The 25,402-nt window shown below is 67.8% G+C and carries 17 protein-coding genes and 1 riboswitch; of the genes, 13 read left to right on the top strand and 4 right to left on the bottom strand.

The annotated features are described in order from the left end of the window. The first annotated feature begins 103 nt into the window (after positions 1–103). From ABH933_RS29475 to ABH933_RS29445, 7 genes are all read left to right on the top strand, one after another. Positions 104–1,780 carry an ATP-binding protein gene (locus ABH933_RS29475; RefSeq protein WP_429422473.1) on the top strand — a complete coding sequence of 559 codons (1,677 nt, stop codon included), beginning with the start codon at positions 104–106 and terminating at the stop codon, positions 1,778–1,780. Beyond that, a complete protein-coding gene (locus ABH933_RS29470; RefSeq protein ID WP_215923270.1) occupies positions 1,777–2,463 on the top strand; it encodes a response regulator in 687 nt (228 codons plus the stop codon). Before ABH933_RS29475 ends, ABH933_RS29470 begins: the two co-directional genes overlap by 4 nt. 259 nt (positions 2,464–2,722) lie before the next feature. Next, positions 2,723–4,363, top strand: a complete 1,641-nt coding sequence (locus tag ABH933_RS29465; protein WP_429422475.1) for a GMC family oxidoreductase — start codon at positions 2,723–2,725, stop codon at positions 4,361–4,363. Positions 4,364–4,370: 7 nt separating this feature from the next. Then, complete coding sequence (locus ABH933_RS29460; protein WP_429422477.1) at positions 4,371–4,766, top strand: hypothetical protein; 396 nt, start codon at positions 4,371–4,373, stop codon at positions 4,764–4,766. Between the two features lie 66 nt (positions 4,767–4,832). Beyond that, positions 4,833–6,257 (top strand): purine-cytosine permease family protein, encoded by a 1,425-nt coding sequence (locus tag ABH933_RS29455; RefSeq protein ID WP_429422479.1) that lies wholly within the window; start codon positions 4,833–4,835, stop codon positions 6,255–6,257. Positions 6,258–6,338: 81 nt separating this feature from the next. Continuing rightward, positions 6,339–7,841, top strand: coding sequence for an aldehyde dehydrogenase family protein (locus tag ABH933_RS29450; protein ID WP_429422481.1), 1,503 nt, complete (start codon positions 6,339–6,341; stop codon positions 7,839–7,841). A 193-nt stretch (positions 7,842–8,034) separates the two neighbouring features. Further along, a complete protein-coding gene (locus tag ABH933_RS29445; RefSeq protein ID WP_429422483.1) occupies positions 8,035–9,573 on the top strand; it encodes a PucR family transcriptional regulator in 1,539 nt (512 codons plus the stop codon). Between the two features lie 35 nt (positions 9,574–9,608). Here the strand turns inward: ABH933_RS29445 and lpdA are convergent, their stop codons facing one another. Then, the gene (lpdA, locus tag ABH933_RS29440; RefSeq protein ID WP_429422485.1) at positions 9,609–10,982 is read right to left on the bottom strand and encodes a dihydrolipoyl dehydrogenase; all 1,374 of its coding nucleotides are present in this window, start codon (positions 10,980–10,982) and stop codon (positions 9,609–9,611) included. A 56-nt stretch (positions 10,983–11,038) separates the two neighbouring features. Then, the gene (gene lipA / locus ABH933_RS29435; protein WP_429422487.1) at positions 11,039–11,974 is read right to left on the bottom strand and encodes a lipoyl synthase; all 936 of its coding nucleotides are present in this window, start codon (positions 11,972–11,974) and stop codon (positions 11,039–11,041) included. A 357-nt stretch (positions 11,975–12,331) separates the two neighbouring features. After that, positions 12,332–12,439, top strand: a riboswitch (glycine riboswitch). Between the two features lie 261 nt (positions 12,440–12,700). Here lipA and gcvP point away from each other — a divergent pair. The 6 genes from gcvP to ABH933_RS29405 all read left to right on the top strand — a co-directional run bounded on the left by gcvP (position 12,701) and on the right by ABH933_RS29405 (position 23,010). Further along, entirely contained in the window at positions 12,701–15,532 is a 2,832-nt protein-coding gene (gene gcvP, locus ABH933_RS29430) for an aminomethyl-transferring glycine dehydrogenase (protein ID WP_429422606.1), read from the top strand. After that, positions 15,529–16,644, top strand: a complete 1,116-nt coding sequence (gcvT, locus tag ABH933_RS29425) for a glycine cleavage system aminomethyltransferase GcvT (protein WP_429422489.1) — start codon at positions 15,529–15,531, stop codon at positions 16,642–16,644. The genes gcvP and gcvT overlap by 4 nt, the downstream gene beginning before the upstream one ends. A 96-nt stretch (positions 16,645–16,740) precedes the next feature. After that, positions 16,741–17,145 (top strand): glycine cleavage system protein GcvH, encoded by a 405-nt coding sequence (gene gcvH / locus ABH933_RS29420; protein ID WP_429422491.1) that lies wholly within the window; start codon positions 16,741–16,743, stop codon positions 17,143–17,145. After that, positions 17,142–18,410, top strand: coding sequence for a serine hydroxymethyltransferase (gene glyA, locus ABH933_RS29415; protein ID WP_429422493.1), 1,269 nt, complete (start codon positions 17,142–17,144; stop codon positions 18,408–18,410). The genes gcvH and glyA overlap by 4 nt, the downstream gene beginning before the upstream one ends. A 53-nt stretch (positions 18,411–18,463) precedes the next feature. After that, on the top strand, positions 18,464–19,846 hold the full coding sequence (locus ABH933_RS29410; RefSeq protein ID WP_429422495.1) for an L-serine ammonia-lyase: 1,383 nt from the start codon (positions 18,464–18,466) through the stop codon (positions 19,844–19,846). Positions 19,847–19,944: 98 nt separating this feature from the next. Next, positions 19,945–23,010 (top strand): protein kinase domain-containing protein, encoded by a 3,066-nt coding sequence (locus ABH933_RS29405; protein WP_429422497.1) that lies wholly within the window; start codon positions 19,945–19,947, stop codon positions 23,008–23,010. A 26-nt stretch (positions 23,011–23,036) separates the two neighbouring features. On the opposite strand, the gene speB is transcribed toward ABH933_RS29405, so the two are convergent. Beyond that, entirely contained in the window at positions 23,037–24,053 is a 1,017-nt protein-coding gene (speB, locus tag ABH933_RS29400; protein WP_429422499.1) for an agmatinase, read from the bottom strand. A gap of 352 nt (positions 24,054–24,405) precedes the next feature. After that, on the bottom strand, positions 24,406–25,284 hold the full coding sequence (locus tag ABH933_RS29395; RefSeq protein WP_429422500.1) for a class I SAM-dependent methyltransferase: 879 nt from the start codon (positions 25,282–25,284) through the stop codon (positions 24,406–24,408). Between the last annotated feature and the right edge of the window lie 118 nt (positions 25,285–25,402).

Genomic DNA, 25,402 nt, shown 5'->3' with positions numbered 1-25,402 from the left:
GTGCTCCGTGACCCGTGTCACGTCCACCATGTGGGCAGCAAACGACGGTTCATGACTATTACGCGCATTTCCGCGCATTACGCTCACGAAATGGGAGCTGAAGATGCGCTACCATGCCGTGGTGACGCCCCTCACCACCCGGCGTCGGAGCTTGCGTTTGTCCACCCAGGTGCTCGTTCTGTTGCTGGGGATTCTGCTCATTTCCGCGGTTGTCGATGCGGCCCTGACCTACCGGGAGATCCGTTCCGACATGGATCGGCAGGCGGGTCAGAATTCGCTGCGCATCGCGCGATCGGTCGCGACCGATCCGACGATTGTCGACGGTTTCGCCGCACCCGACCCGGCACGGGCGATCGACCCGGCCGCCGAAACCGTCCGCCGGGCCACCGGCGCGACCTTCATCGTGATCACCAACCGCCAGGGCATTCGGTACTCGCACCCCGACAGCTCCCTGATCGGCACGTCACTGCTCAACGATCCGGGGGAGAACCCGGCCGCGGTCCTGTCCGGTGGCACCTACATCGGGGTGCAGAACGGTTCGCTCGGCCGGTCGATGCGTGCCAAGGTCCCGGTCCGCGATGGCGCCGGGCAGGTCATCGGCCTGGTGTCGGTCGGCACGCTGGAGGACACGGTGAGTTCCCAGCTGTTGTCCCGCCTGCCCTCGACGTTCGTCCCGCCGCTGCTGGCCCTGGCGCTGTCGGTGGCGGGCACACTGCTGTTGACGCGCCGAATCAAGCGGCAGACCTATGGACTCGAACCCGCGGAGATCACCGGGATGCTGGAACATCGCGAAGCGATGCTGCACAGCATCGCCGAGGGCGTAATCACCCTCGACCTGACCGAGCACGTGACCATGATCAACGACGAGGCGCAGCGTTTGCTGGGTATCGAGCGGACCGATGTCCTCGGGCGCCGGCTCCCCGAATTCGTCCCCGCGGGCCGGGTGCGGGATGTGCTGGGCGGGCACGTGCCGGGCCGCGACGAAATCGTCCTGCTGGGCAAGCGCATCCTCGTGGTCAACCACATGCCGGTCGATGTCCGCGGCCGTCCCATCGGTGCGGTGATTACGCTACGCGACCGGACCGAACTCGAGGGACTGCTGCGAGAGCTGGACGACAGCCGGTCGCTGGCCGACGCACTGCGCTCGCAGGAACATGAATTCGCCAACCGGCTGCACGTCATCGGGGGGCTCATCGAGCTGGGCCGGTACGACGACGCCGTGGAGTTCATCAACCACACCTCGGTGCTGCACCAGCAACTCGCTGCCCAGCTCGTCGACGGGGTGAGCGACCCGATCGTGTCCGCGCTGCTGCTGGGCAAGGCGGCGGTCGCCGGCGAACGCGGCATCACGCTGTCGGTGTCGGCGACCGGCGAATTGCCCGCCGATCTCGACGAACCGCAGGGCCTGGTCACCGTGCTGGGCAACCTGATCGACAATGCGCTGGAATCGGTCACCCAGGCGGGCCCCGAGGGAGGCCGGGTGGATGTCGGAATCACCACGCGCACCGGCGTTTTGGAGATCACCGTGCGCGACACCGGGCCCGGTGTCGACGCATCGCTCGCCGACGAGATATTCCGTCACGGGTTCACCACGAAGGCGGCGCACGCGGGCAACCGCCGCCGCGGCATCGGACTCGCGCTGGTCAGCCGCGAGGTGTGCGCCCGGGGCGGCCACATCGCCGTCCGCAATGTCGACGGTGCGCTGTTCACGGTCACCATCCCGCTGCGGGAGCGGGCCGCGATCTCCGGCACCGGCGAAACCGAAAGTGCCGAGCGGTGATTCGGACCCTGGTCGTCGACGACGACGCGATGGCGGTATCGGTGCATCGCCAATTCACCGAACGTGTCGGCGGATTCCAGGTGGTGGGCGAGGCCACCAGCGGCGCAGCCGCGCTGCGCGCGCTCGAGACGGTGCGACCGGACTTGATCCTGCTGGACATGTACCTACCCGACCTGGGTGGCATCGACATCTTGCGCCGTATCCGAGCCTCCAACGCAGCGGCGGTCGATGTCATCGCGATCACCTCCGCCAAGGATGTCGACGTCCTGCGCTCGGCCATGCACCTGGGTGTGGTGCACTACATCGTGAAACCCTTCACCTTCCGTATCTTTCGGGAGCGGCTGGACAGCTACGCCGCGGCGCGCACTCAATTGGACCGGATGAGCGTCCCCGCGCAGCGCGATATCGACCGGCTGTACGGGCGGCTACGCTCGAGCGGCGAGCAATCGCTGCCCAAGGGCATCTCCGACACCACCCTCGACCACGTCACCGAGACGCTGCGCAAGACGCAGGATGGCGTGACCGCCACGGAACTCGCCGAGCGGATCGGGTTCAGTCAGGCCGTCTCGCGGCGTTACCTGAAGTTCCTGCACGACACCGGGGCTGTGCAGATCGTCCCGCGTTACGGCACGGCCGGGCGGCCGGAACATTCCTACCGATGGGCGGAGAACCGCGACCGTTAGGCGATCAGTCCGTCGATGACGTGGTCGGGGTGGTCGGCGGCGACGGCCGAGCGGTGAGCAGTGCCAGTGCGAGCAGTCGCGGTAGGTGTGCCCTCCGTCTCGTTGTGCGGATGCACAAGACCGGTTCGCCGGTTTGTTGCGGATCGACGCTAGCGGCCGAAGTGTGACCCACGCATCATTGCTCGTGACACCCCGATCAGGGGGAGGACCCGTGGGCGCGACCGGCTTCGGCTGGGCCTGAGCTGAGGGAGCACAGCCGATGAATACACAGCACATCGACTACGACACCGCCGAAGGAGTCGACGTCCTCATCGTGGGCGCCGGAGCATCCGGCGGGGTGGCAGCACTCGAGTTGGCCAGCAAGGGCCTCGAGGTCGTGTGTCTGGAACAGGGAAACTGGAACTTGCCCGACGATTTCACCGGCGACAAGCCGTCGTGGGAGCTCACCCGTCTGAAGCAGTGGAACGCCAGCCCGAATGTGCGTCAGAACCCGGCCGACTATCCGGTCGACGCCACCGAGAGCCCGGTCGAACCGCTGATGTTCAACGGCGTCGGCGGCAGCACAATCATGTTCTCCGGGCACTGGGTTCGCGCGATGCCGTCGGACTTCCGGGTCAGGACACTCGACGGCGTGGCCGAGGACTGGCCGTTCACCTATGACGATCTGCGACCGTTCTACGACGAGGTCACCCACCATATCGGCGCGTCCGGGCTGGAGGGTGACCCCGCCTATCCGGATCCGCACACCTTTCCGCTGCCGCCGCTGCCGATCGGCAAGTACGGTCTGGTCGGGGCCAAGGGGATGGACAAGCTGGGCTGGCACTGGTGGCCGGCGCCGAATGCCATCGCGTCGCGCAACTTCAAGAACCGCCCGGCCTGTCTGCGCTACGGCGCGTGTGAGTCCGGATGCCCGACCGGAGCCAAGGCCAGCACCGACCTCACCCACTGGCGTGACGCGATCGCACTGGGTGCGGTGCTGATCACCGGTGCCCGGGTCAGCCGGCTCACCGTGAACGACCGCGGCCTGGTCACCGGCGCCGAGTACATCGACCGCGACGGCAACCTGCAACACCAGTCGGCCCGGGTGACCGTGATGGCCGCGAACGGTGTCGGCACACCGCGCCTGCTGCTGAACTCGACCTCGTCGCTGTTCCCCAACGGCCTCGCCAACTCCTCCGGGCTGGTGGGCAAGCGCCTGATGACGCACCCGTACGCCTCGGTATACGGCGCCTACGACGAAGAGCTCGAAACCTGGCTCGGCCCGGCAGGACAGGCGCTGCAGTCGATGCAGTTCTACGAGACCGACACCGACCGCGGTTTCGTCCGGGGAGCGAAGTGGAACCTGATGCCGACCGGTGGCCCGCTCGCCCACACCCTGTGGGAGCGGGGCCACAACTGGCGTGAGGGTTTCGGATCCGCCTTCCACAGCCGTCTCGAGCGCACATTCGGGCGCTACACCGAGTGGGGGATCACCACCGAAGACCTGCCCGATGAGCACAACGCGGTCGTACTCGACCCGGACGTCACGGACTCCGACGGGATCCCGGCCGCGAAAATCCGCTACACCATCGGTGAGAACTGTGAGCGAATGCTCAAATTCAACGTGGAGCGGGCGATCGAGGCGCATCAGGCCGCCGGGGCGGTCGAAGTCCACCCGATCCCAGTCGTACGCCACAGCGCCTGGCACCTGCTCGGGACGGCCGCCATGGGCACCGACCCCGCCACCTCCGTCGTCGATCAGTGGGGCCGGGCACACGACGTACCCAACCTGTTCATCATCGACGGCAGCGTCTTCGTCACCTCCACGGGCGTGAACCCGACCGCGACCATCATGGCGATTGCCCTGCGCTCGATGCGGCACCTCGCCGAAACCCGCCACAGCATCCAGACCGCGTTCTAAGGACAGCATGATGCTCGATTCCGACCAGCGCCGCACCTTCGCGCTTCTCGCCGACACCCTGATTCCCGCATCCGGCTCCATGCCCTCAGCGAGCGCCGCCGGAGTATCCGACGCGTTGCTCGACCAGGTTCTCGGTTACCGGCCCGATATCGCGGAAGCATTCGCCGCCGCCGTTGCGTCCTGTACCGGCAAGGACCCCGAAGCCGCTCTCGATGAGCTCGCTGCGGGCAGGCCCGACCAGTTCGAGGCGCTGACGGTGCTGGCGGCGGGCGCGTACTTCCTCAGTCCCGCCGTGAAGGCCGCGATGCCCTATGCCGCGGCACCGCGTCCGGCCCGCGAGGACATGGATTCCTACGTGGATCTTCTCGCCGGCGTCGTCGAGCGCGGCTTCGTCATCCGCTGAGCAAGCCCGTCGCGGCCGAAACCACAGTCTCCAAAACTGCCCCCGGGCGAGCGAAAGAAACAAGCAGTGAGTGTAAAAAACAGCAGGCGTGAGGAATCCGTCTCCACCATCGAATCGGCCACCATCCAACCGATTCCGGCCGACCAGCGCCACGGGCGCAATCGGGACATGTTCACGATCTGGTTCGGCACCAACATCATGATCCTGGCGATCGTTACCGGGGCGTTGTCGACGACCCTCTTCGGGCAGCCCGCGTGGTCGGCCGCGCTGGCGGTCATCGCGGGAAACCTCTTCGGTGCGATCTTCATGGCGCTGCACTCTGCTCAGGGGCCGCGGCTGGGTGTTCCGCAGATGGTGCAGACCAAGGGACAATTCGGTTCGCTGGGATCGATTCTCATCGTCGCAGTCGTCGTCGTCATGTACCTCGGGTTCTTCATCTCGATTCTCGTCTTCGGCGGGGAGTCGCTCGCCTCGGTCATACCCTTCCTGAGCGGTAAGGCCGGCATCGTGGTGCTCGCGGCGATCAGCCTCTGCGCGGCCATCTGGGGTTACGCCCTGATCCACGCCTACGCACGCATCATGACGTGGGCGTCGGGGCTGGTTCTGCTGGCGGCGTTCGTCTGGGCGTTCATCGTCCACCCGGTGCCCGCTCACTTCTTCAGCACCGGCACGGCGACGCTGGCCGGCTTCCTGAGCACGTTCGGGGCGTGCGCGGTGTGGCAGATCGCCTATGCCCCATACGTTTCCGACTATTCGCGCTACCTGCCGGCAAAGACGGGCTCGAAGCCGGCATTCTGGATGAGCTACTGGGGCACCAGCATCGGCTCGATCCTGCCGATGTTCCTCGGGGCAGGCGTCGGATTGCTGCTCCCCAACACCGACCCGGTTATCGCCCTGACCAAGGCCACCGCCGGGATCAGCGTCCTGGTGGTTGTGGTCTTCAGCATCGGAGTCGCCGCTACCAACGCGATGAACCTGTACTGCAGCACGCTGTGCACGATCACGATTGCGCAGACGATCGTGCCGCGCTTCAATCCACGCGGCCGCGAACGCGGTTTGATCGCCGTCGGGCTCTGCGCGCTGGCCGTGTGTGTCGCGCTCACCGCGGGCAGCGGCTTCGTCTCCATCTACAACAACTTCCTGGTTCTGCTGCTCGGTTCGCTGGTCCCGTGGACCGCGGTGAATCTGGTGGACTACTACCTGGTCCGGCATGGGGACTACGTCGTCGAGGACTTCTACAAGCGCGACGGCGGTCGCTACGGCCGGGTCAACTGGCCCGCGGTCAGCTGCTACCTCATCGGTGTCGCGGTACAGCTCCCGTTCATGATCATCGGGACCGCCTTCGTCGGGCCGTTCGCCAAGATGCTCGGCAACACAGATATCTCGTTCATCGTCGGGTTGGCTGTCGTTTCACCGCTCTACTACGTCATAGCCACGGCTTTTGCCCGCCGCAGCAATCGTTCGATGGAACCAGTCACGCAACCGGTATGAACCACCCCACCGCCGCGTGAGCGAAACGAAGAACCTATCTACAGGCGCCGGACCGGGCGCAGAAAGTACAGGCGAATGATCATGGCATCAACCGAAATCAGGCGATTCACGGTACGGCGGCCCGCTCCGGATCAGGTTCCCGTCGCCGACCTGCCGCCCGTGGGCCACTTCATCGGCGGATCGTTTGTCCAGGGCTCGTCCACCGAGGTCATCGACGTCGTCGATCCGGCCACGGAGAAGGTCCTCGGATCCGTCCCGGCAGGAACCGTCCAGGATGTCGATTCGGCCGTGGCGGGAGCCGTCGAGGCTCAGAAGTCGTGGGGCGCCACCACGCCGAGGGAGCGATCCGAGGTGCTCTCCCGGATCGCGGACATCGTAGAGGCCAACCGCGAAGTACTCGCAGTGCTCGAGTCCGCGAATACCGGCAAGCCCCGCAGCGTCGCCGACGACGATATCTCCAATACCGTCGACACGTTCCGGTTCATGGCGGGGGCGGGGCGGACGCTGACTTCCCTGGCCGCTGGAGACTACGCGCAGGGACACACCTCGGTCATTCTCCGCGAACCGGTCGGAGTGGTCGGGGTGATCACGCCCTGGAACTATCCGCTGCTGATGGCCGCCTGGAAGATCGCCCCCATTCTCGCCGCCGGAAACAGCGTGGTGCTCAAGCCCTCCGAGCAGACGCCGCTGTCGACACTGAAGCTGGCCGAACTCGTCGCCGGACAGATCCCCGACGGAATCGTCAATATCGTGTCCGGCCGCGGCCGGACAGTGGGACAGCGCCTGGCCGAACACCCCGACATCGCACTTGTCGCGGTGACAGGAAGTGTTCTCAGCGGCCAGGCGGTCGCGGAAACTGCCTCGCGGTCGGTCAAACGCGTTCACCTCGAACTCGGTGGCAAAGCACCCGTCGTCGTCTTCGCCGACGCCGACCTCGGTGCGGCCGCGACCGGAGTGCGTAACGCCGGATTCTGGAATGGGGGCCAGGACTGCGGCGCGGCCTGCCGGGTGCTGGTGCACGAATCGGTGGCGGAAAAGTTCACCGAACTCCTGGTTGAGGAAGTCGGCCGCCTGGTGGTCGGCGCGCCGGCCGCCGGGGACGACATCGAAATCGGTCCCGTGGTTTCCCGCCCGCACTTCGAGCGCGTCCGGGATGCGCTGGCCGAGGCAACCGCGGCCGGCCTGCATGCGGCCGTCGGCGGCGGGGTCCTGGGCGGCCCCGGCTACTTCATCGAACCGACGGTGTTCAGCGGGGTGCCGGCCGGGGCGCCGATCACCCAGCACGAAATCTTCGGCCCCGTCGTGACGGTCGAATCGTTCAGCACCACCGACGAGGCGGTTGCGAGGGCCAACGAGACACCGTACGGACTCGCGGCGTCGGTCTGGACCCAGGACGCGGGTCTGTCCCTCGACGTGCCCAAGCGGCTCGACTTCGGCACCGTCTGGGTCAACTCGCACCTGGTGTTCGCAAACGAGGCGCCGTGGGGTGGGTTCAAGGGATCGGGCTACGGGCGCGACCTCTCGCTCTATGCGCTCGACGACTTCTCCCGGACCAAGCACGTCATGATCAACCACGGTGCATGAGCCCCGGCGACGAGCACCGGAACTGGAAGTGAACTCGGCCATGCTGTGCCGATGAGACGGAGCTGAGGCTCCAGTCCACCAGAAGGGTGGAGCGGTGTACTGCCGGACACTGCTCCACCCCTTCGGGCGGGGTCGGCCCGATGTTCTATTCGATCGCACAAACGGCCTGTGCGCCGGGGCCTAGGATGCGATCGTGGCAATCACTATCGGCGAGCTCACGGAGATCCCGCACCTCCGACTCGAAGTGCACTCCGGAGCGGCTGGTCTCGGGCGTGAAGTCGCGTGGACACACGTCACCGATCTCCCCGAACCCTGGCGCTGGGTGACCGGCGGCGAGTTCCTGATGACCAACGGTATGTCGTTTCCGAAATCAGCGAAAGCGCAGGCCGACCTGGTGCGACAGCTCGCCGCGAAGGGCGTGGCCGGCCTCGGCATCGGCGAGAACATGTACTGCCCGCCGCTCACCAGGGCAGTGTCGAGGATCAGTGACGAACTGGGGTTTCCGCTGCTGTGGATCCGGTATCCACTGCCCTTCGTCGCCATCTCGCGGGCCGTCGCGGAGGCCACCCTTGTCGACCAGTCGCAGCGGCTCAGTCGCACGGTCCGGATGTATGACCTGATCCGCCGCCACACCGCGCACGGCGCCGACCCAGCCACCGTCCTGTCCGCGCTGGCGCGCGAGCTGGGATGTGAGATCCAGGTATGCGAACGCGCGACCGGCGAGCCATGGTTCCCGGACACGCCGCCACTGGATCCGACCGTCAGCGACGCCATCGCGGCATTGTCGGACTCGTCGAAGAACGTGGCCGGTGGAGCATACGGCCTGCCGTCCATCGGTGACCGCGCGGCCATGCTCACCGATATCCCACGGCACGCGGATGCCGCATTGGTCGCGCTCAGCGACCCGAAGGTCGGCGTCGACCCGATCCAACTCCAGCACGCGGCCACCGTCGTATCGATCGAGCTCTCCCAGACCCGGCTCATGCTCGAACACGAGCGGCGTTACAAGTCGGGATTGCTCACTCAGATGCTCGAAGGGCGGATGGACATTCCCGCTGCCGCCGATCAGCTCGCCGAACTCGGCCTGGATCCGGCGTCCGCGGTGCTCGTCGTCGCCCGCAGCGACGACCCGAATCGCATGCTGGACCTGCACAATTCGTTGTGGCGACGGTCACTGCCCAATCTGTGCCGGCTCCGGATGGACACGGCCCACGTTCTGGTGCCCGATGACACCCATACCGACGCCGTCCTGATCCGGGCGCTCGGCCCGACCGCCCGGATCGGAGTAAGCGGGAAGATCGGTTCGCTCAGCAGGTTTCAGGATGCGGCCCGCGAGGCTTCCTGGGCGTTGTCGATCGCGGAACGCCAGGGAACCGTCGTGTCTCGGTACGGCAGCGCCGTACCCTGGATCGGCCTGTCCGACGTGGCCGAGGCGCAGACCCTGGTCGACCGCATCCTGCGGCCGGTCCTGGACTACGACGAGAAGCACCAGTCGCAACTCGTGGAAACCCTCGACATATTTCTGCAGAACCAGCGGTCGTGGCAACGGACTGCACAGGCCATGCACATCCACCGGCAGACGGTGATGTACCGAATCCGGAAGGTGGAGGCGCTCACCGACCGCGACGTGGCGGATACGAACGCACTGGCAGAGCTATGGCTGGCCGTGCGGGCGGCCGAGCTGCTCTCATTTTCGAGGACCGAGACAACTCCGAGTAGACGTCTGAAGTAACCCGCGTGCATCATTCCCCTACCGGGGTGGCAGGGCTATCCGTGTACGTGCAGGGGCTTTCCGGAGACGGCCAGCAACGCCTCGCCCAGTGCCTCGCCCTGCGTGGGATGGGCATGCACGAACTTCGCGGCCTCGCCCGCATCGGCCTTCAGGTTGTAGAGCATCTGTGCCTCGCCGATCAGCTCGCCGACCCGATCGCCGGCCATGTGCACGCCGATCACCGAATCATCCGGCGCCACAATGAGTTTGACTGCTCCCGAGGTCTTGAGGATCTGGCTCCTACCATTGCCCGCGAGGTCGTAGGTCACGGTCTTGATCTCCTCGCCGAACGCCTCCCGTGCCGCGGCCTCGGTCAGGCCGACCGACGCCACCTCGGGGTGTGAGTAGGTCACGCGGGGGATGCCGGTCTCGTCGATCGGGTCGGGGTTCAGTCCCGCGATCTCCTCGGCGACGAAGATGCCCTGCTGGAATCCGCGGTGGGCCAACTGGAGTCCGGGCACGATGTCGCCGACCGCGTACACGTTCGGCAGTGCGGTGCGCAGTCGCTCGTCGGTGGTGACGAAGCCGCGGTCGAGCACGATGCCCGCCTCCTCGTAGCCCATCGACGCGGTATTCGGACCTCGGCCCACCGCGACCAGCACGACGTCGGCATCGAGGACGTCGCCGGACGCGAGGGTGACGCGCACGCCGTCGTCGTCCTGCGCCACCTCGGTCACCCGGGCGCCCGTCTTGGCGGTGATCCTGCGCCGCCGGAAGGCCCGTTCGAGGTACTTCGAGAGCGCCTCGTCCTCGTTCGGGACCAGCCGCGGCAGCGCCTCGACGATCGTCGCCGAGGCGCCGAATGATGCCCAGACACTTGCGAACTCGACGCCGATGACGCCGCCGCCGAGGATCACGGCCTTGGCCGGGACCTCGGGCAGGGTCAGGGCCTGGTCGCTGGTGATCACCCGGCCGCCGATGCTGATCCCGGGCAGCGACTTGGGGTGCGACCCGGTCGCGAGGATCACGTCGGTGCCGGTGATCAACTCGCCGTCGACCTCGACGCCAGTCGGTGCGACGAACCGGCCGCGGCCGTTGACCACCTCGATGCCGTACGAACTGATCAGGCCCTGCAGGCCCTTGTGCAACCGGGTGACGATGGTGTCCTTGTAGCTGAGCACCTTCTCGACGTCGATGCCTCGCAACGACGCATCGACACCGAATTGGGAAGCCGTGCGGGCATTGTCGGCCACCTCGGCGGCATGCAGTAGCGCCTTGGTGGGAATGCACCCGCGGTGCAGGCAGGTGCCACCGAGCTCGTTCTCCTCGACGAGGATGACCGAGCGGCCGAGTTCGGCCGAGCGGATGGCGGCGGCGTACCCGCCGGAACCGCCGCCGAGAACGACCACGTCTGCGGATCGTGCGGTCATGTGAATACTCCTGGTGTGGAATGTGAAAGCTGTGTGGATGAAGGCATTTCGTGGATCTACCGGGAATCGGCGGCGGCCATCGCCTCGGCATGCAGGCGGCCTGCGCGGTAGGAGGACCGGACCAGTGGACCCGACATGACGCCGAGGAATCCGATCTCGCGGGCGACTTGCTCGAGGTGCGCGAACTCCGCGGGCTCGGCCCACCGCTCGACGGGATGGTGCCGGGACGACGGCCGCAGGTACTGGGTGATCGTGATCAGCTGGCAGCCCGCGTCGTGCAGGTCCCGCAGTGTCTGGATCACCTCGTCGGTGGTCTCGCCCAGGCCGAGGATGAGGTTCGACTTCGTGATCAGACCGTCCGCTCTGGCCCGGGTGATCACCTCGAGCGACCGCGCATAGGTGAAGGCGGGCCGAATCCGGCGAAACACGCGTGGAACGGTCTCGACGTTGTGCGCCAGCACTTCTGGACGGGTGTCGAAGACCGCACGCAGTTGTCCGGGATCCGCGGTGAAGTCCGGAATCAACAGTTCTACGCCGGTGCCCGGGCTCTGCCGGCGAATCTGGCGCACCGTTTCGGCATACAGCCAGGAGCCGCCGTCCGGTAGATCGTCGCGAGCGACGCCGGTCACCGTGGCGTACCGCAGGCCCATCGCGCGCACCGACTCGGCGACCCGTCGCGGCTCGTCGAGGTCGAGGTCGACGGGTTTACCCGTGTCGATCTGGCAGAAGTCGCAGCGCCGTGTGCACTGGTCTCCGCCGATCAGGAAGGTCGCCTCGCGGTCCTCCCAGCACTCGAAGATGTTGGGGCACCCCGCCTCCTGGCAGACGGTGTGCAGGTTCTCGCGTTCGACGAGGGCGGCGAGCGCTCGGTACTCGGGCCCGGTGCGCATCCGCACCTTCATCCACGGCGGCTTGCGTTCGACCGGAGTCTGGGCGTTGCGAACCTCGAGCCGAAGCAGTCGACGGCCGTCCGGGGCGAGGGGGGTGCTCATGGGAACTCCTTCGATAGCCGGAGCCTGTGCGATCTCGCTGGCAGGATCCGGCTGCTGTGCGGCGACGCGAAGTCGCCGGTGATGTGAGACCCGCACGATCATGGCCGGGCAACGCTCGCAGGACGCGGTGTCGGCAGAGGAGAGGAAGCAGGCCCTCAATACCTTTGCGGGACTTGGTATCGGGACGCCGAATGCTCGATGTGTGCGGTCACAGTGAGCGAGTTCCAGAGCGAGGATGCCAAACGCTGCCGCATTTTGGCAAGGGTGATCGGCGGTCGAGTGGCCGGCGAGAAGTTGGTGGCAGACAAACCCCGGGGGAGTGTGTACAGTCCTGCACGTCACAACTGAAGACGCCGATGACGCGCAGCGGGAGAACCTCCGAGTTTCAGGCTTCTGAACTCCGAGGCGCCGTAGGAGCAACTTCCTCCCCGGGAATCTCTCAGGCCCCAGTACCGCAGCGCCGAGGCAACTCTGGAGAACAGGAACGGCCGCAGGCCGGTACTTACCGAAGGTGAAGAGCAGCGCCGTAGCCGCGGCAATGTGCAACTCTCAGGTTTCAGGACAGAGCGGGGAGGTGTCCCTTAGTCGATGTCCGGTGCGGTCCGGACATAGCGAAACCGGAGTCACCTCGTGTCGGTTGAAACCCGTATTGCCCCCAATGGTGGGCCCTCTACCAGCGACTTTCCCTCGCGTCACATCGGTCCCGACGCGTCCGCGGCACAACACATGCTCGAGGCACTCGGCTACGAGACGCTCGATGAGCTCATCGACGCCGCGGTGCCGGACCAGATCCGCAGTGAGCAGGCCATGGACCTGCCGGCGGCCCGGAGCGAGCCGCAGGTCCTCGCCGACCTGCGCGCCCTCGCCGACCGCAATCAGACACGTGTCCAGATGATCGGTCTCGGCTACCACGACACCGTCACACCTGCGGTTTTGCGGCGAAACATGCTCGAATCACCGGCCTGGTACACCGCCTACACGCCCTACCAGCCGGAGATCTCCCAGGGTCGGCTCGAGGCGTTGCTGACCTTCCAGACGTTGATCGAGGATCTCACCGCGCTCCCCCTGGCCGGGGCCTCCCTGCTGGACGAGGCCACCGCCGTCATGGAGGCCGTGCTGCTCATGCGGCGGGCGAACAAGTCCAAGTCAGCCACGAACCGGGTGATCGTCGACGCGGACTGCCTGCCGCAGACCCTCGCGGTCGTCCGGGGGCGCGCCAAGTCCGTCGGCATCGAGGTGCTGGTCGCGGATCTCTCGACTGAATTGCCCGACGCCGACGCATTCGGTGTGGTGTTCCAGGCGCCGGGCGCGAGCGGCGCCGTCCGCGACCTGTCGCCGCTGATCGCGGCCGCGGGCGAGCGCGGCGCGCTGACCACGGTGGCCGCCGACCTGCTTTCGTTGACGATCGTGACGCCGCCCGGAGAACTGGGCTGCGATATCGCGGTCGGATCCGCGCAGCGCTTCGGCGTGCCGCTGTTCTTCGGCGGCCCGCACGCCGGCTACATGGCTGTGCGCACCGGGCTCGAGCGCATGCTCCCGGGCCGCCTGGTCGGGGTGTCGGTCGACGTCGACGGAGCCCCCGCCTACCGGCTCGCGCTGCAGACCCGCGAACAGCACATCCGCCGCGACAAGGCGACCAGCAACATCTGCACGGCGCAGGCACTGCTCGCCAACGTGGCAGCCATGTACGCGGCCTACCACGGTCCGGAGGGTCTGCGCGCCATCGCAACCCGTGTCCACCGCCATGCCGTGACGATTGCCGAGAGCCTGCGGGCGGCCGGCCACCAGATCGTGCACGACCACTTCTTCGACACCGTGCAGGTCCGGGTGCCGGGCCGGGCCGGGGAGTTCGTCGCCAACGCCGATCGTTTCGGCATCAACGTGCGCCTGGTGGACGACGACCACGTCGGCATCTCCTGCGACGAGTGCACCACCGACGACGTGGTGCGTCGCGTCGTGGCCGCCTTCGGCGCGACGGTGACCCCGACGCCGACCGCGGTCTCCGGGCTGCCGGCAGAACTCGACCGCACCTCGACGTTCTTGCAGCACCCGGTGTTCCACGAGCACCGTTCGGAAACCGCGATGCTGCGGTTCCTTCGGAAGCTCTCGGACAAGGATCTCGCCCTGGACCGCACCATGATCCCGCTCGGGTCGTGCACGATGAAGCTGAACTCCGCGGTGGAGATGGAGCCCATCAGCTGGCCCGGATTCGCCGGCATCCACCCCTACGCGCCCGTCGAGCAGACCGGCGGGTACCTGGAGCTGATCGGCGACCTCGAGCGGTGGCTCGGGGAGATCACCGGATATGATCGAGTCTCGTTGCAGCCCAACGCCGGATCTCAGGGCGAGCTGGCCGGACTGCTGGCGATCCACGGATACCACGAGTCCCGCGGCGAGAGCGGCCGCAACATCTGTCTCATTCCGCAGTCCGCACACGGAACGAACGCTGCCTCGGCGGTCCTGGCCGGGATGCAGGTGGTCGTGGTGGCCACCGCGGCCAACGGCAACATCGACATCGACGATCTGCGCGCCAAGATCGCGGTCCACGAGGGCAAGGTCGCCGCGATCATGCTCACCTACCCCTCCACTCACGGCGTATACGAGAACGACGTGCGCACGGTCTGCGACCTGGTGCACGAGGCCGGCGGTCAGGTGTACGTCGACGGCGCGAACCTCAATGCGCTGGTAGGCCTGGCCCAGCCGGGCAGGTTCGGTGGCGACGTCTCGCACCTGAACCTGCACAAGACCTTCTGCATCCCGCACGGCGGCGGCGGACCCGGTGTCGGACCGGTCGCTGTGCGCGAGCATCTCGCACCGTTCCTGCCCGGGGATCCGCTCGGCGGTGGCGACGGGGGAGCCCCGGTCTCGGCCGCCAACTACGGCTCGGCCGGCATCCTGCCGATCACCTGGGCGTACCTCGCGCTGATGGGCCCGGACGGCCTGACCAGCGCCACCGAGACCGCGGTGCTGGCGGCCAACTACGTCGCGAAGTCGCTCGACGCGTACTTCCCGGTGCTCTACACCGGACCGTCGGGTCTGGTGGCGCACGAGTGCATCCTCGACCTGCGCGCCATCACCAAGGAAACGGGTGTCACCGCCGAGGACGTCGCAAAGCGACTGATCGACTACGGATTCCACGCGCCGACCCTGTCCTTCCCGGTGACCGGCACCCTGATGGTCGAACCGACGGAGTCCGAGGACCTGGCCGAGCTGGACCGGTTCATCCAGGCGATGGTCGCGATTCGGCAGGAGATCGACCTGGTCGGCGCCGGGGTGTGGCCGCTCGAGCGCAGCCCGCTGCGGCAGGCGCCGCACACCGCGGAACAGGTCACTGCCGACGAGTGGACGCTGCCCTACCCCCGCCACCTGGCCGCCTTCCCCGTCGCCTCCCTGCGCGCCGCGAAGTACTGGCCACCAGTACGCCGGATCGACGGGGTACACGGGGACCGCAACCTCGTCTGCTCCTGCCCGGCGCCCACGGCATTCGAAACCCCGACCAGCCACAACGACACCGACACCGCGGCGAACGTCGACACCCGCGAGGAGGCTTTCGCATGACCGTCTCGACATCCCCCGCATCTCCGCTGCTCGACGAGCACGCTAACCTCGAGGCCAGCTTCACCGACTTCGCCGGCTGGCAGATGCCACTCAAGTACGACAGCGAACTCGCCGAGCACCGGGCCGTGCGCAGCACTGCCGGACTCTTCGACCTCTCGCACATGGGCGAGATCGCGATCACCGGCCCCGCCGCCGGCGCGCTGCTGGACTACGCGCTTGCCGGCGAACTCTCCAAGATCGGCATCGGGCGGGCCAAGTACTCGCTGCTGTGCAACGCCGACGGCGGAGTGATCGACGACCTGGTCGTCTATCGGCTCGCCGACGAGCACTTCCTGGTCGTGGCCAACGCGTCCAACGCGCCGACCGTGGCACGTGAACTAGTCTTGCGCGCCGAGGGATTCGATGCCGAGGTCGACGACCAGTCGGCGCGGACCGCGCTGATCGCCGTGCAGGGTCCGGCCGCCCAGGACATCGTGCAGGCACTGGTGCCGGACGAGCAGGTCGCTGTCGTGACGGAGCTGAAGTACTACGCGGTCACCCCCGCGTCGGTCGCCGGCATCGACGTGCTGCTCGCCCGCACCGGGTACACCGGCGAGGACGGCTTCGAGCTGTATGTGCCCAACGCGCAGGCGGTGGACCTGTGGCGGGCACTGCTCGACGCGACCGCGGACCGTGGGGGTGTGCCGGCCGGTCTCGCCTGCCGCGACACCTTGCGGCTCGAGGCGGGTATGGCGCTGTACGGTCACGAGCTGACCCTGGACACCAACCCCTATGAGGCCGGCCTCGGCAAGGTGGTCCGGTTGGGCAAGGAGTTCGTGGGACGCGATGCGCTGCAGGAACTCTCGGAGCGGCCCGTCGAGCGGGTGCTGGTGGGACTGAAGGGCACCGGCCGGCGAGCGGCCCGCGCCGACTACACCGTGTACGACGCGGCGGGCGAGAGGGCAGTCGGTGTCGTCACCTCCGGTGCGCTCTCGCCGACGCTCGGCTACCCGGTCGCGCTCGCCTTCGTGGACGCGGCTGCGCAGGAGTCCGGGACGGAGCTGACCGTCGACGTCCGCGGCAAGAAGGAACCCTTCGTGGTCACTCCCTCGCCCTTCTATCGCCGCTCCTGACGCCGTAGCGCTCGCACACTTCGCGCTCGAACACGCAGCGCTCGAACACTATCGACCTACCCAGTCACCAACCAGAGCCCTCGAGAAGGTACCGCCATGTCCTCATTCGATCTGCCCGACGACCGCAGCTACACCGACGCCCACGAGTGGGTGGCCATCAGACCGGGAGCCGAGCTCCCCGATTACCCCGTCCGGGTCGGCATCACCTCGATCGCCGTCGACTCGCTCGGCGAGTTGGTCTTCGTGGACCTGCCCGAGGTCGGCGCCACCATAGTCGCCGGCGAGAGCTGCGGTGAGGTCGAGTCCACCAAGACCGTCTCCGAGCTGTACCCGCCGGTCAGCGGCCGTGTGACCCTGGTCAACAGCGCCGTCGTCGACGACCCGGGTCTGGTCACCTCCGACCCCTACGGGGAGGGCTGGCTGTTCGCCGTGCAGCCCTCCGCCGCCGGTGACCTGTTGACCGCCGCCCAGTACGCGGAGAAGAACGGAATCGTGGCATGAGCATCCTGGACCAGACCCTCGCGGATTTCGATCCCGACGTCGCCGCCCTCATCGGTAAGGAACTCGAGCGTCAGCGCACCGGGCTCGAGATGATCGCCTCCGAGAACCACGCTCCGATCGCCGTCATGCAGGCGCAGGGTTCGGTGCTGACCAACAAGTACGCCGAGGGCTACCCGGGGCGCCGGTACTACGGCGGGTGCGAGCACGTCGACGGGATCGAGCGGCTCGCCATCGACAGAATCAAGGCACTCTTCGGCGCGAAGTTCGCCAACGTGCAGCCCCACTCCGGAGCCACGGCGAACGCGTCGGTGATGCACGCGCTGATCAAGCCGGGCGACACCATCCTCGGTCTGTCCCTCGCCGACGGTGGACACCTCACGCACGGCATGCGGCTGAACTTCTCCGGGAAGCTGTACCACGTTGCGGCGTACGGGGTCTCGGAGAGCGACTACCGCATCGACATGGACGAGGTGGCCAGGGCGGCACGCGAGCACAGGCCGCAGCTGATCATCGCCGGCTGGTCGGCCTACCCCCGGCACCTGGACTTCGCCCGCTTCCGCGAGATCGCGGACGAGGTCGGCGCCTACCTGATGGTGGACATGGCCCACTTCGCCGGGCTCGTCGCGGCCGGGCTACACCCGTCACCGGTCCCGCACGCGCACGTGGTCACCTCGACGACCCACAAGACGCTCGGCGGACCGCGCGGCGGCATCATCCTCACCAACGAGGCCGACATCGCGAAGAAGATCAACTCGGCGGTGTTTCCCGGCCAGCAGGGTGGGCCGCTCGAGCACGTCATCGCAGGCAAGGCGACCGCATTCAAGATGGCCGCCCAGCCCGAGTTCGCGCAGCGGCAGCAGCGTTGCCTCGACGGCGCCAAGATCCTCGCCGAGCGGTTGGGTCGGCCGGACGTGCAGGGCGCCGGCATCTCCGTGCTGACCGGCGGGACCGACGTGCACCTGGTTCTCGTCGACCTGCGGGACGCGGAGATCGACGGCCAGCAGGCGGAGGATCGCCTCGACGCGATCGGAATCACGGTCAATCGCAACGCGGTGCCGTTCGATCCGCGTCCGCCGATGGTGACCTCGGGGCTGCGGATCGGTACCCCGGCCCTGGCTGCCAGGGGTTTCGACGCCGGGGACTTCGAGAAGGTCGCCGACCTCATCGCCCGGGCGTTGATCGCGGCGCCGGAGGCGGACGTGTCGGCGCTGGCGATCGACGTGCGCACACTCGCCGACAAGTACCCCCTCTACCCGGAGCTGTAGAGCATGGCTGCGCTGCGGGTACTCGCTGTGATGATCCGGAAGGACCCCGACTCATGACCATCAGCGTGTTCGACCTCTTCACGGTCGGCATCGGTCCGTCCAGTTCACACACCGTCGGCCCGATGCGGGCGGGCGGGATGTTCGCCGCGGCCCTCGCTTCCCTCGGGGTGCTCGATGCCGTCGCCGGTGTCCGCGTCGACCTCTACGGATCGCTCGCGGCCACCGGCGCCGGCCACGGCACCTTCTCCGCGATCCTGCTCGGGCTGGAGGGGTACCGGCCGGAGACCATCGAGACGCAGGAGAAGGACAGTCGCCTTGCGACACTGCGGGAGACCCGCCGGATCATGCTGGGTGGCGTCCGGGAGATCCATCTCGCCGAAGACGAGATCGTGCTGCATCCGCTGACCGTTCGGGACTTTCATCCGAACGCGATGACCGTCACCGCGACCGGCGACGGCGGGCAGGAACTGCTGCGGGAGACCTACTACTCCATCGGCGGCGGCTTCGTGGTCACCGAGTTCGAGACGGCCGCGCCGGCGCAGGCGGGCCCGCCGGCGCTCTCGTTCGGTTCCGCGAAGGAGTTGCTGGAGATCACCGAGCACCGCGGGATCTCGATCGGCGACGTGATGCTCGAGTATGAACGTGCGGCCCGGCCCGAGTGCGAGGTCCGCAGCCGGTTGCTGCACATCAGGGACGTGCTGGTGGGGTGCTTCGAACTGGGTATTTCGCGGGTGGGTTACCTGCCGGGTGGATTGCGCGTCCGGCGCCGGGCCCGCGACTGGTACGAACGTCTACGTCGCGAGGATCCCGACCGGGACCCCGCCTTTGCCGAGGACTGGGTGAATCTGGTGGCCCTGGCGGTCAACGAGGAGAACGCCTCCGGGGGACGGATCGTCACCGCTCCCACCAACGGTGCGGCCGGGATCATTCCGGCGGTGCTGTACTACGCCACCAACTACACGCCCATGGGCAAGTCCGATCCGGACGGCACGGCCATTCGCTTCCTACTGGCGGCGGGTGCGGTCGGGTCACTCTACAAGGAACGCGCCTCGATTTCCGGCGCCGAGGTCGGGTGCCAGGGCGAGGTCGGGTCCGCCGCCTCGATGGCGGCGGCGGGGCTCGCGGAGATCCTCGGCGGTACGCCGGCGCAGGTGGAGAATGCCGCGGAAATCGCCATGGAGCACAGCCTGGGCCTGACGTGCGACCCGATCGGCGGGCTCGTCCAGATCCCGTGCATTGAACGGAACGCGATCTCGGCGGGCAAGGCCATCAATGCCGCCCGGATGGCATTGCGCGGGGACGGAACTCATCGTGTCAGCCTCGATCAGGTGATCGAGACGATGCGCGCGACCGGGTTGGACATGAGTTCGAAGTACAAGGAGACGTCCATGGGCGGGCTCGCCGTCAACGTCTCGGTCAACGTCGTCGAATGCTGATGGAGGGCAACAGGCGAGCAAACGAACGGTCCGGCCCGCGGGTAGTCTGGAAAACGCTCTGCAGGCAGTGACACGGGTGTTCGAGGAGAGAGCGTGCCGTGGCCGATCCGGACCCACTGGCGACCCAGGCGTACCTCGGCGGATTCGATCCGATCGAGGCAGTTGCAGCTGAACTGAGCGCGGCCGGATTCGAGGATTCACACGAGGTCGGCCGCGGCGGCTTCGGCGTCGTGCTTCGGTGCCGGCAGGGTGCCCTCGGCCGGACGGTCGCGGTCAAGGTGCTCTCGTCGTCCCTCGACCGCGAGAATCGGGAACGCTTCCTGCGCGAGGAATACGCGATGGGCACGCTCTCGGGGCACCCGAACATCGTGTCGATCTACGAGGTGGGGGTCACCGCCAGCGGCCGGCCCTTCATCGTGATGCCGTTCTGCGGTGCGGGCTCGCTGGAGGTGAGAATCCGGCGACAGGGGCCGCTGACCTGGTCGGAGGCCCTGCATGTCGGCGTGAAGCTGGCCGGCGCCCTCGAGACGGCCCACGGTGCGGGGATTCTGCACCGGGACGTGAAGCCGGCGAACGTCCTGCTGACCGACTACGGCGAGCCACAGCTCACCGACTTCGGCATCGCCCGCACCACCGGTGGGTTCGAGACCACCGCCGGTACTGTGACCGGCACTCTGGCGTTCACCGCCCCCGAGGTGCTCGAGGGCGGGCCGCCGAGCGTCGAGTCCGACGTCTACGCGCTCGGTGCCACACTGTTCTACCTGGTCTCCGGTCATGCCGCCTTCGAACGACGCAAGGGGGAGCAGGCTGTCGCGCAGCTGCTGCGGATCGTCCGGGATCACATCCCCGATCTGCGCCAGCAGGGAGTGCCCGGGGTCGCGTGCGAGCTGATCGAAGCCGCGATGGCGCGCGATCCGGTCGAACGCCCGCACACCGCGGTGGAGTTCGGAAACCTCGTGCGCGAGGTCGAGCTGCGCAGCGGCCTGCCGATCGACGAGATGGCCCTGCCCGGCGTGACGGGATCGCGGGACACGTCCGCCCCGAGACCGGCGCGGGAGCGCTCCCCGTCGGGCTGGACCGCGCGACCTCCGCGCTTGCCGCTGCAGTTGACCAGCTTTGTCGGACGGCGGGCTGAGCTTGCCGATGTCGGCGCACTGTTGACGACGGCGCGTCTGGTCACGCTCACCGGCCCGGGCGGGGTGGGCAAGACCCGGCTCGCGATGGAGGCGGCGGCGGCGTCGCCGTTGCACGCGAACACCTGGCTCGTCGAGTTGGGAACCGTGCTCGAACCGGAACTGCTCATCGACAAGATCGCCGACGACCTGCGACTCGCCGACGAACCGACCGGCGTGCGCAGCCCGATCCGGGCCCTGGTCGACCGAATCTCGGACGCGTGGGGCGATCGCGACGCCCTGATCGTGTTGGACAGCTGCGAGCACCTGGTCGACTCGTGCGGCCCGCTGGTCGAGGAGTTGCTGCAGTCGATCGGCGGATTGCGCGTGCTGGTGACCAGTCAGCGGGTGCTGGGCGTCAATGGTGAACATGTCTATCCGGTCATGCCGCTCTCACTGCCCGATACCACCGCCGCCGGCGCAGAGGAGGGGGCCGAATCCGAGGCGGTCGCCCTGCTCGCCGAGCGCGCGCGGGCGGCCGAACCGAATTTCGCGCTGACCGACGACAACCGGGCCGCGGTGGCCCGGTTGTGCGAGCAACTCGACGGGATGCCGCTGGCCATCGAGTTGGCGGCCGCCCGGCTGCGCGCGTACGGACTGGACGAGATGCTGGCGATGCTCGCCGACCGGTTCCGGATGTTCGCCGCCGCCGGCCGGCCTGCGGATCCGCGGCACGGCTCGCTGCAGGCGCTGGTGGAGTGGAGCTACGACCTGCTCACCGCCCAGGAACGCGACGTGTGGGCCATGATGTCGGTATTCACGGGACGTTTCACCGCTGCGGCTGCGGCGGAGGTCTGCGCGGGTCCCGGATACCAGGAACGGGATGTCCGGTTGATTCTGGCGTCGCTGGTGGACAAGTCGATGTTGTTGTCCGGCACCGTCGGTGGTGTCCGCCGCTACTGGCTGCTGGTGACGCTGCGCGACTTCGGGAGCGAGCGCCTGGCCGAGACCGACCTGCGGCAGGCGTGCCTGCAACGATTCGTCGCCCGGTACCGGCGCCTGGCCGTGGAGTTCCGGCGGGGGTGGTTCGGCCCCGGTCAGCAGGGGTTGTACAACATGGTCCACGACGAGCGGGAGAACTTCCGCGCGGCCCTTTCCTACAGCCGCAGCGACGGGCAGCTGTCCCCGGCCGGTATCGAGATCGTGACGTCGCTGCACTTCTATTGGCTGGCCAGCTCCAGCCTGTCGGAGGCCCGGCGCTGGTTGTCGGCGGCGCTCGAGTCCCCCTCGATGGATGAGGCGAATCGATCACGGGCGCAGTGGAGTTCGTCGGTCGTGGTGATGCTGCAGGGTGACCGGACGACGGCGCTCGATCGGGCCACCCGGGCGCGCGAACTCGCGATCGCACGCGGCGATCACCGCGACCGGGGGTACGCCGCCGCCGCGCTGGGATTCGCCGCGACCTGTGGTGGCGAACTCGAGCTCGCCCGGGTGCACTACGAGGAGGCGGTGCAGTGCCAACGCGACTCCGGCGACGCCGAGGGGCTCGCGGTCGCCATCGCCGGGCTGCTCACCAGTCTGCCGCCGCGCGGCGACCCCCACGGTGTCGCGCTCTGCCGTGAGGCGGAGGCGTTGTGCACGGCGGCCGGCGACAAGTGGACCCTCGCGTACCTCACCTTCGTGCGTGGATACGATGCCTTCTTCGCGGGGGACCTCTCGGATGCCCTCGACCGTCAACGCGAGTGTCTGCGGCTCGTCAGGGGATTCGGCGATCGGATCCTGTGCGCCTGGGTGTTGGAGGTGATGTCCTGGATTGCGGTCCAGCGCGGCGACGCCGAACTGGCCGCGCGGATGCAGGGGGCCGCGGCCGCCAGTTGGGCGTCGGGGGAGACGTTTATGCTCGGCTACGGCGGTATGCGCGACGGGCACGACGAGGCCAGCGCTCGTATCCGCGCCGAACTGGGGGAGTCGTCGTTCGATCGGCTGCTGCGGCGGGGCGGTCGGACGTCCCTGCGGGAGAGCATTTCCGTTGCTCTCGGGGAGCGAGACTGAGGTTGCGCCCGCCCCGGTCAGCGCGGCTACCTCGCCGTCGCGGACTCCTCGGGTGACGCGGCGGCTGCGGAGACGGCCTTCGCGGACGAACCGGACACCATCAGCGAGACCAGGTCGAACACCAGCGTGGCGGCCGCAACGCAGGTGATCTCGGCGTGGTCGTAGGCGGGGGCGACCTCGACGACATCGGCGCCGACGATGTTCAGACCCGTCAGCCGGCGGAGCATCCGCAGCAGCTCCCGCGAGGTGAGCCCGCCGGCCTCGGGCGTGCCGGTGCCCGGTGCGAACGCCGGGTCGAGCACGTCGATGTCGATGGAAACGTACACCGGGGCGTCACCGATGCGCCGGCGCACGACGTCGACGGCCGCCTCGACGCCCATGACGTCCAGGTCGCCGGCCCGGATGATCCGGAACCCCATCCGCGCGTCGTCGTTGAGGTCCATCTGGTCGTAGATCGGGCCGCGGATACCCACATGGATCGAGTGGTCCTCGATCAACAGCCCCTCTTCGAAGGCGCGGCGGAAGATCGTCCCGTGCGTCACCGGAGCGTTGAAGTAGGTGTCCCACGTGTCGAGGTGGGCGTCGAAGTGCAGGAGCGCGACCGGGCCGTGCTTTGCGTGCAGCGCACGAAGATTCGGCAGGGCGATGGTGTGGTCGCCACCGATCGAGACGACCCTGCGGTCCCCGCCGCGGAGGATCTCGCGGGCATGGTCCTCGATCTGCTTGCAGGCCTCGGCGATGTCGTACGGGGTGACCGTGATGTCGCCGGCGTCGACGACCTGGACCTCTTCGAGCGGCGCGACACCGAGTTCGACGTGGTAGCCGGGGCGCAGTGCCCGGGCCGCCTGCCGGACAGCGAGCGGGCCGAACCGGGCACCCGGCCGGTAGGACGTGCCGCCGTCGAAGGGTGCGCCGAGAATCGCGATGTCGTAGTCGCTCACCTCGTGGATGTCGGCGATGCGCGCGAAGGTGCCCTTCCCCGCGTAGCGAGGAACCTCGGTGGCCTGGACGGCGCCGATCAGGTGATTCTTGGGCTGGTTCATTGTTCTTCTCACTCCGGTATCAGGGCTGGCAGCGGATGCCGGCGGGTCGAGGGTGGGTGCGATTCAGACGGTGCGAACCGTGCCGGGGACCGGCAGCGGCGGCCCGGCCGCGGACGTCCGATGAGTGCGCTCCGACACAGAATCACCCATCCGGGCATGCCCTGACGAGTAACCAACGCGCAAATCCTGTGCGTACGTTTTGAGCGATCGCACAATCCAGTTGGTTGTGGGTCGGTGCCGCCTGCTGAATTCGCGGTGGCCCGGCTGCGATCTCTACCTCGACCGCTATCGGGGTCGAACTTCCGAGGCCCGCGATCGGTGACCATGGCCGGCCGTCACAGGGCGCTCCGAACTATCGACTTGCGGGCTTCTCCGTGACGAATATGGCCGTGCCGGGGAATATCTCGCCGCGCAGCGGGCTCCACTGCCCCCATTCCTGGTCGAGCCATTCCGGCCAGTCGGGCTCGATCAGGTCGATCAGGACCAGGCCCGCGCCGACGATCTCGCGCACCCGGTCGCCGAGGGTGCGGTGGTGCTCGACATAGGTGGGGTTGTCGTCGGCGTCGACCTCCACGTAGGGCGTGCGGTCGAAGTACGGCATGGTGGCGCGCAGGCCGTCCGGGCCGGGATCGTCGGGAAAGATCCAGCGCATCGGGTGATTCACCGAGAAGATCCAGCGCCCGCCGGGCCGCAGTACTCGCGCCACCTCCCGCATCACCCCGGCCGAATCGGCCACGAAGGGGATCGCGCCGAAGGACGAGCAGGCCGCGTCGAAGCTCTCGTCCGCGAACGGCAGCGCCTCGGCCCCGGCCTGCACCAGCGGAACCCGCGGACCGCCGCGGGCCATCGCCGCCAGGCCGCGCTCGAGCATGCCGCGCGAGAGATCCAGCCCGACCGGGTGCGCACCCTGGGCCGCGAGCCAGCGCGAGCACGGGGCGGACCCGCAGCCGATCTCCAGGATCCGCTTGCCGGTGACGTCGCCGAGCAGATGCCAGTCGCCCTCGTGCATCCCCTCCGGGCACCACACGAACTCACCGTCGGTGGAGTCGACGCCCAGGAATTCGGCGTGCGCAACGTGGTACTGCTCGGCATCGGCGTCCCACCAACGGCGGTTGGCCCGCGCGCTGGCCACGGAATCTATTTGCGCACGGCTTATTCCGACGGCGCCGAGTAGCGCGTTGGCCTGGGCGTGGGGGTCGTCGGACGGGACGTCGGGGTGATCCTGCGGCATGATGGAAGGGTATCGACTGACATGGGGCGAGGGTTCCGACACGGTGGACCCTTGTTTGCTTGGTACAACACCCGTCGCGTACGCTGTTTCCCGCGAGTGTCATCGGTGTTTGCGTACC

This window comes from Nocardia sp. GP40 (assembly GCF_050434125.1).
Lineage (GTDB): Bacteria > Actinomycetota > Actinomycetes > Mycobacteriales > Mycobacteriaceae > Nocardia > Nocardia albiluteola.
Note: the sequence above shows the minus strand (reverse complement) of the source record. Positions and strands in the feature narration are given on the sequence as shown.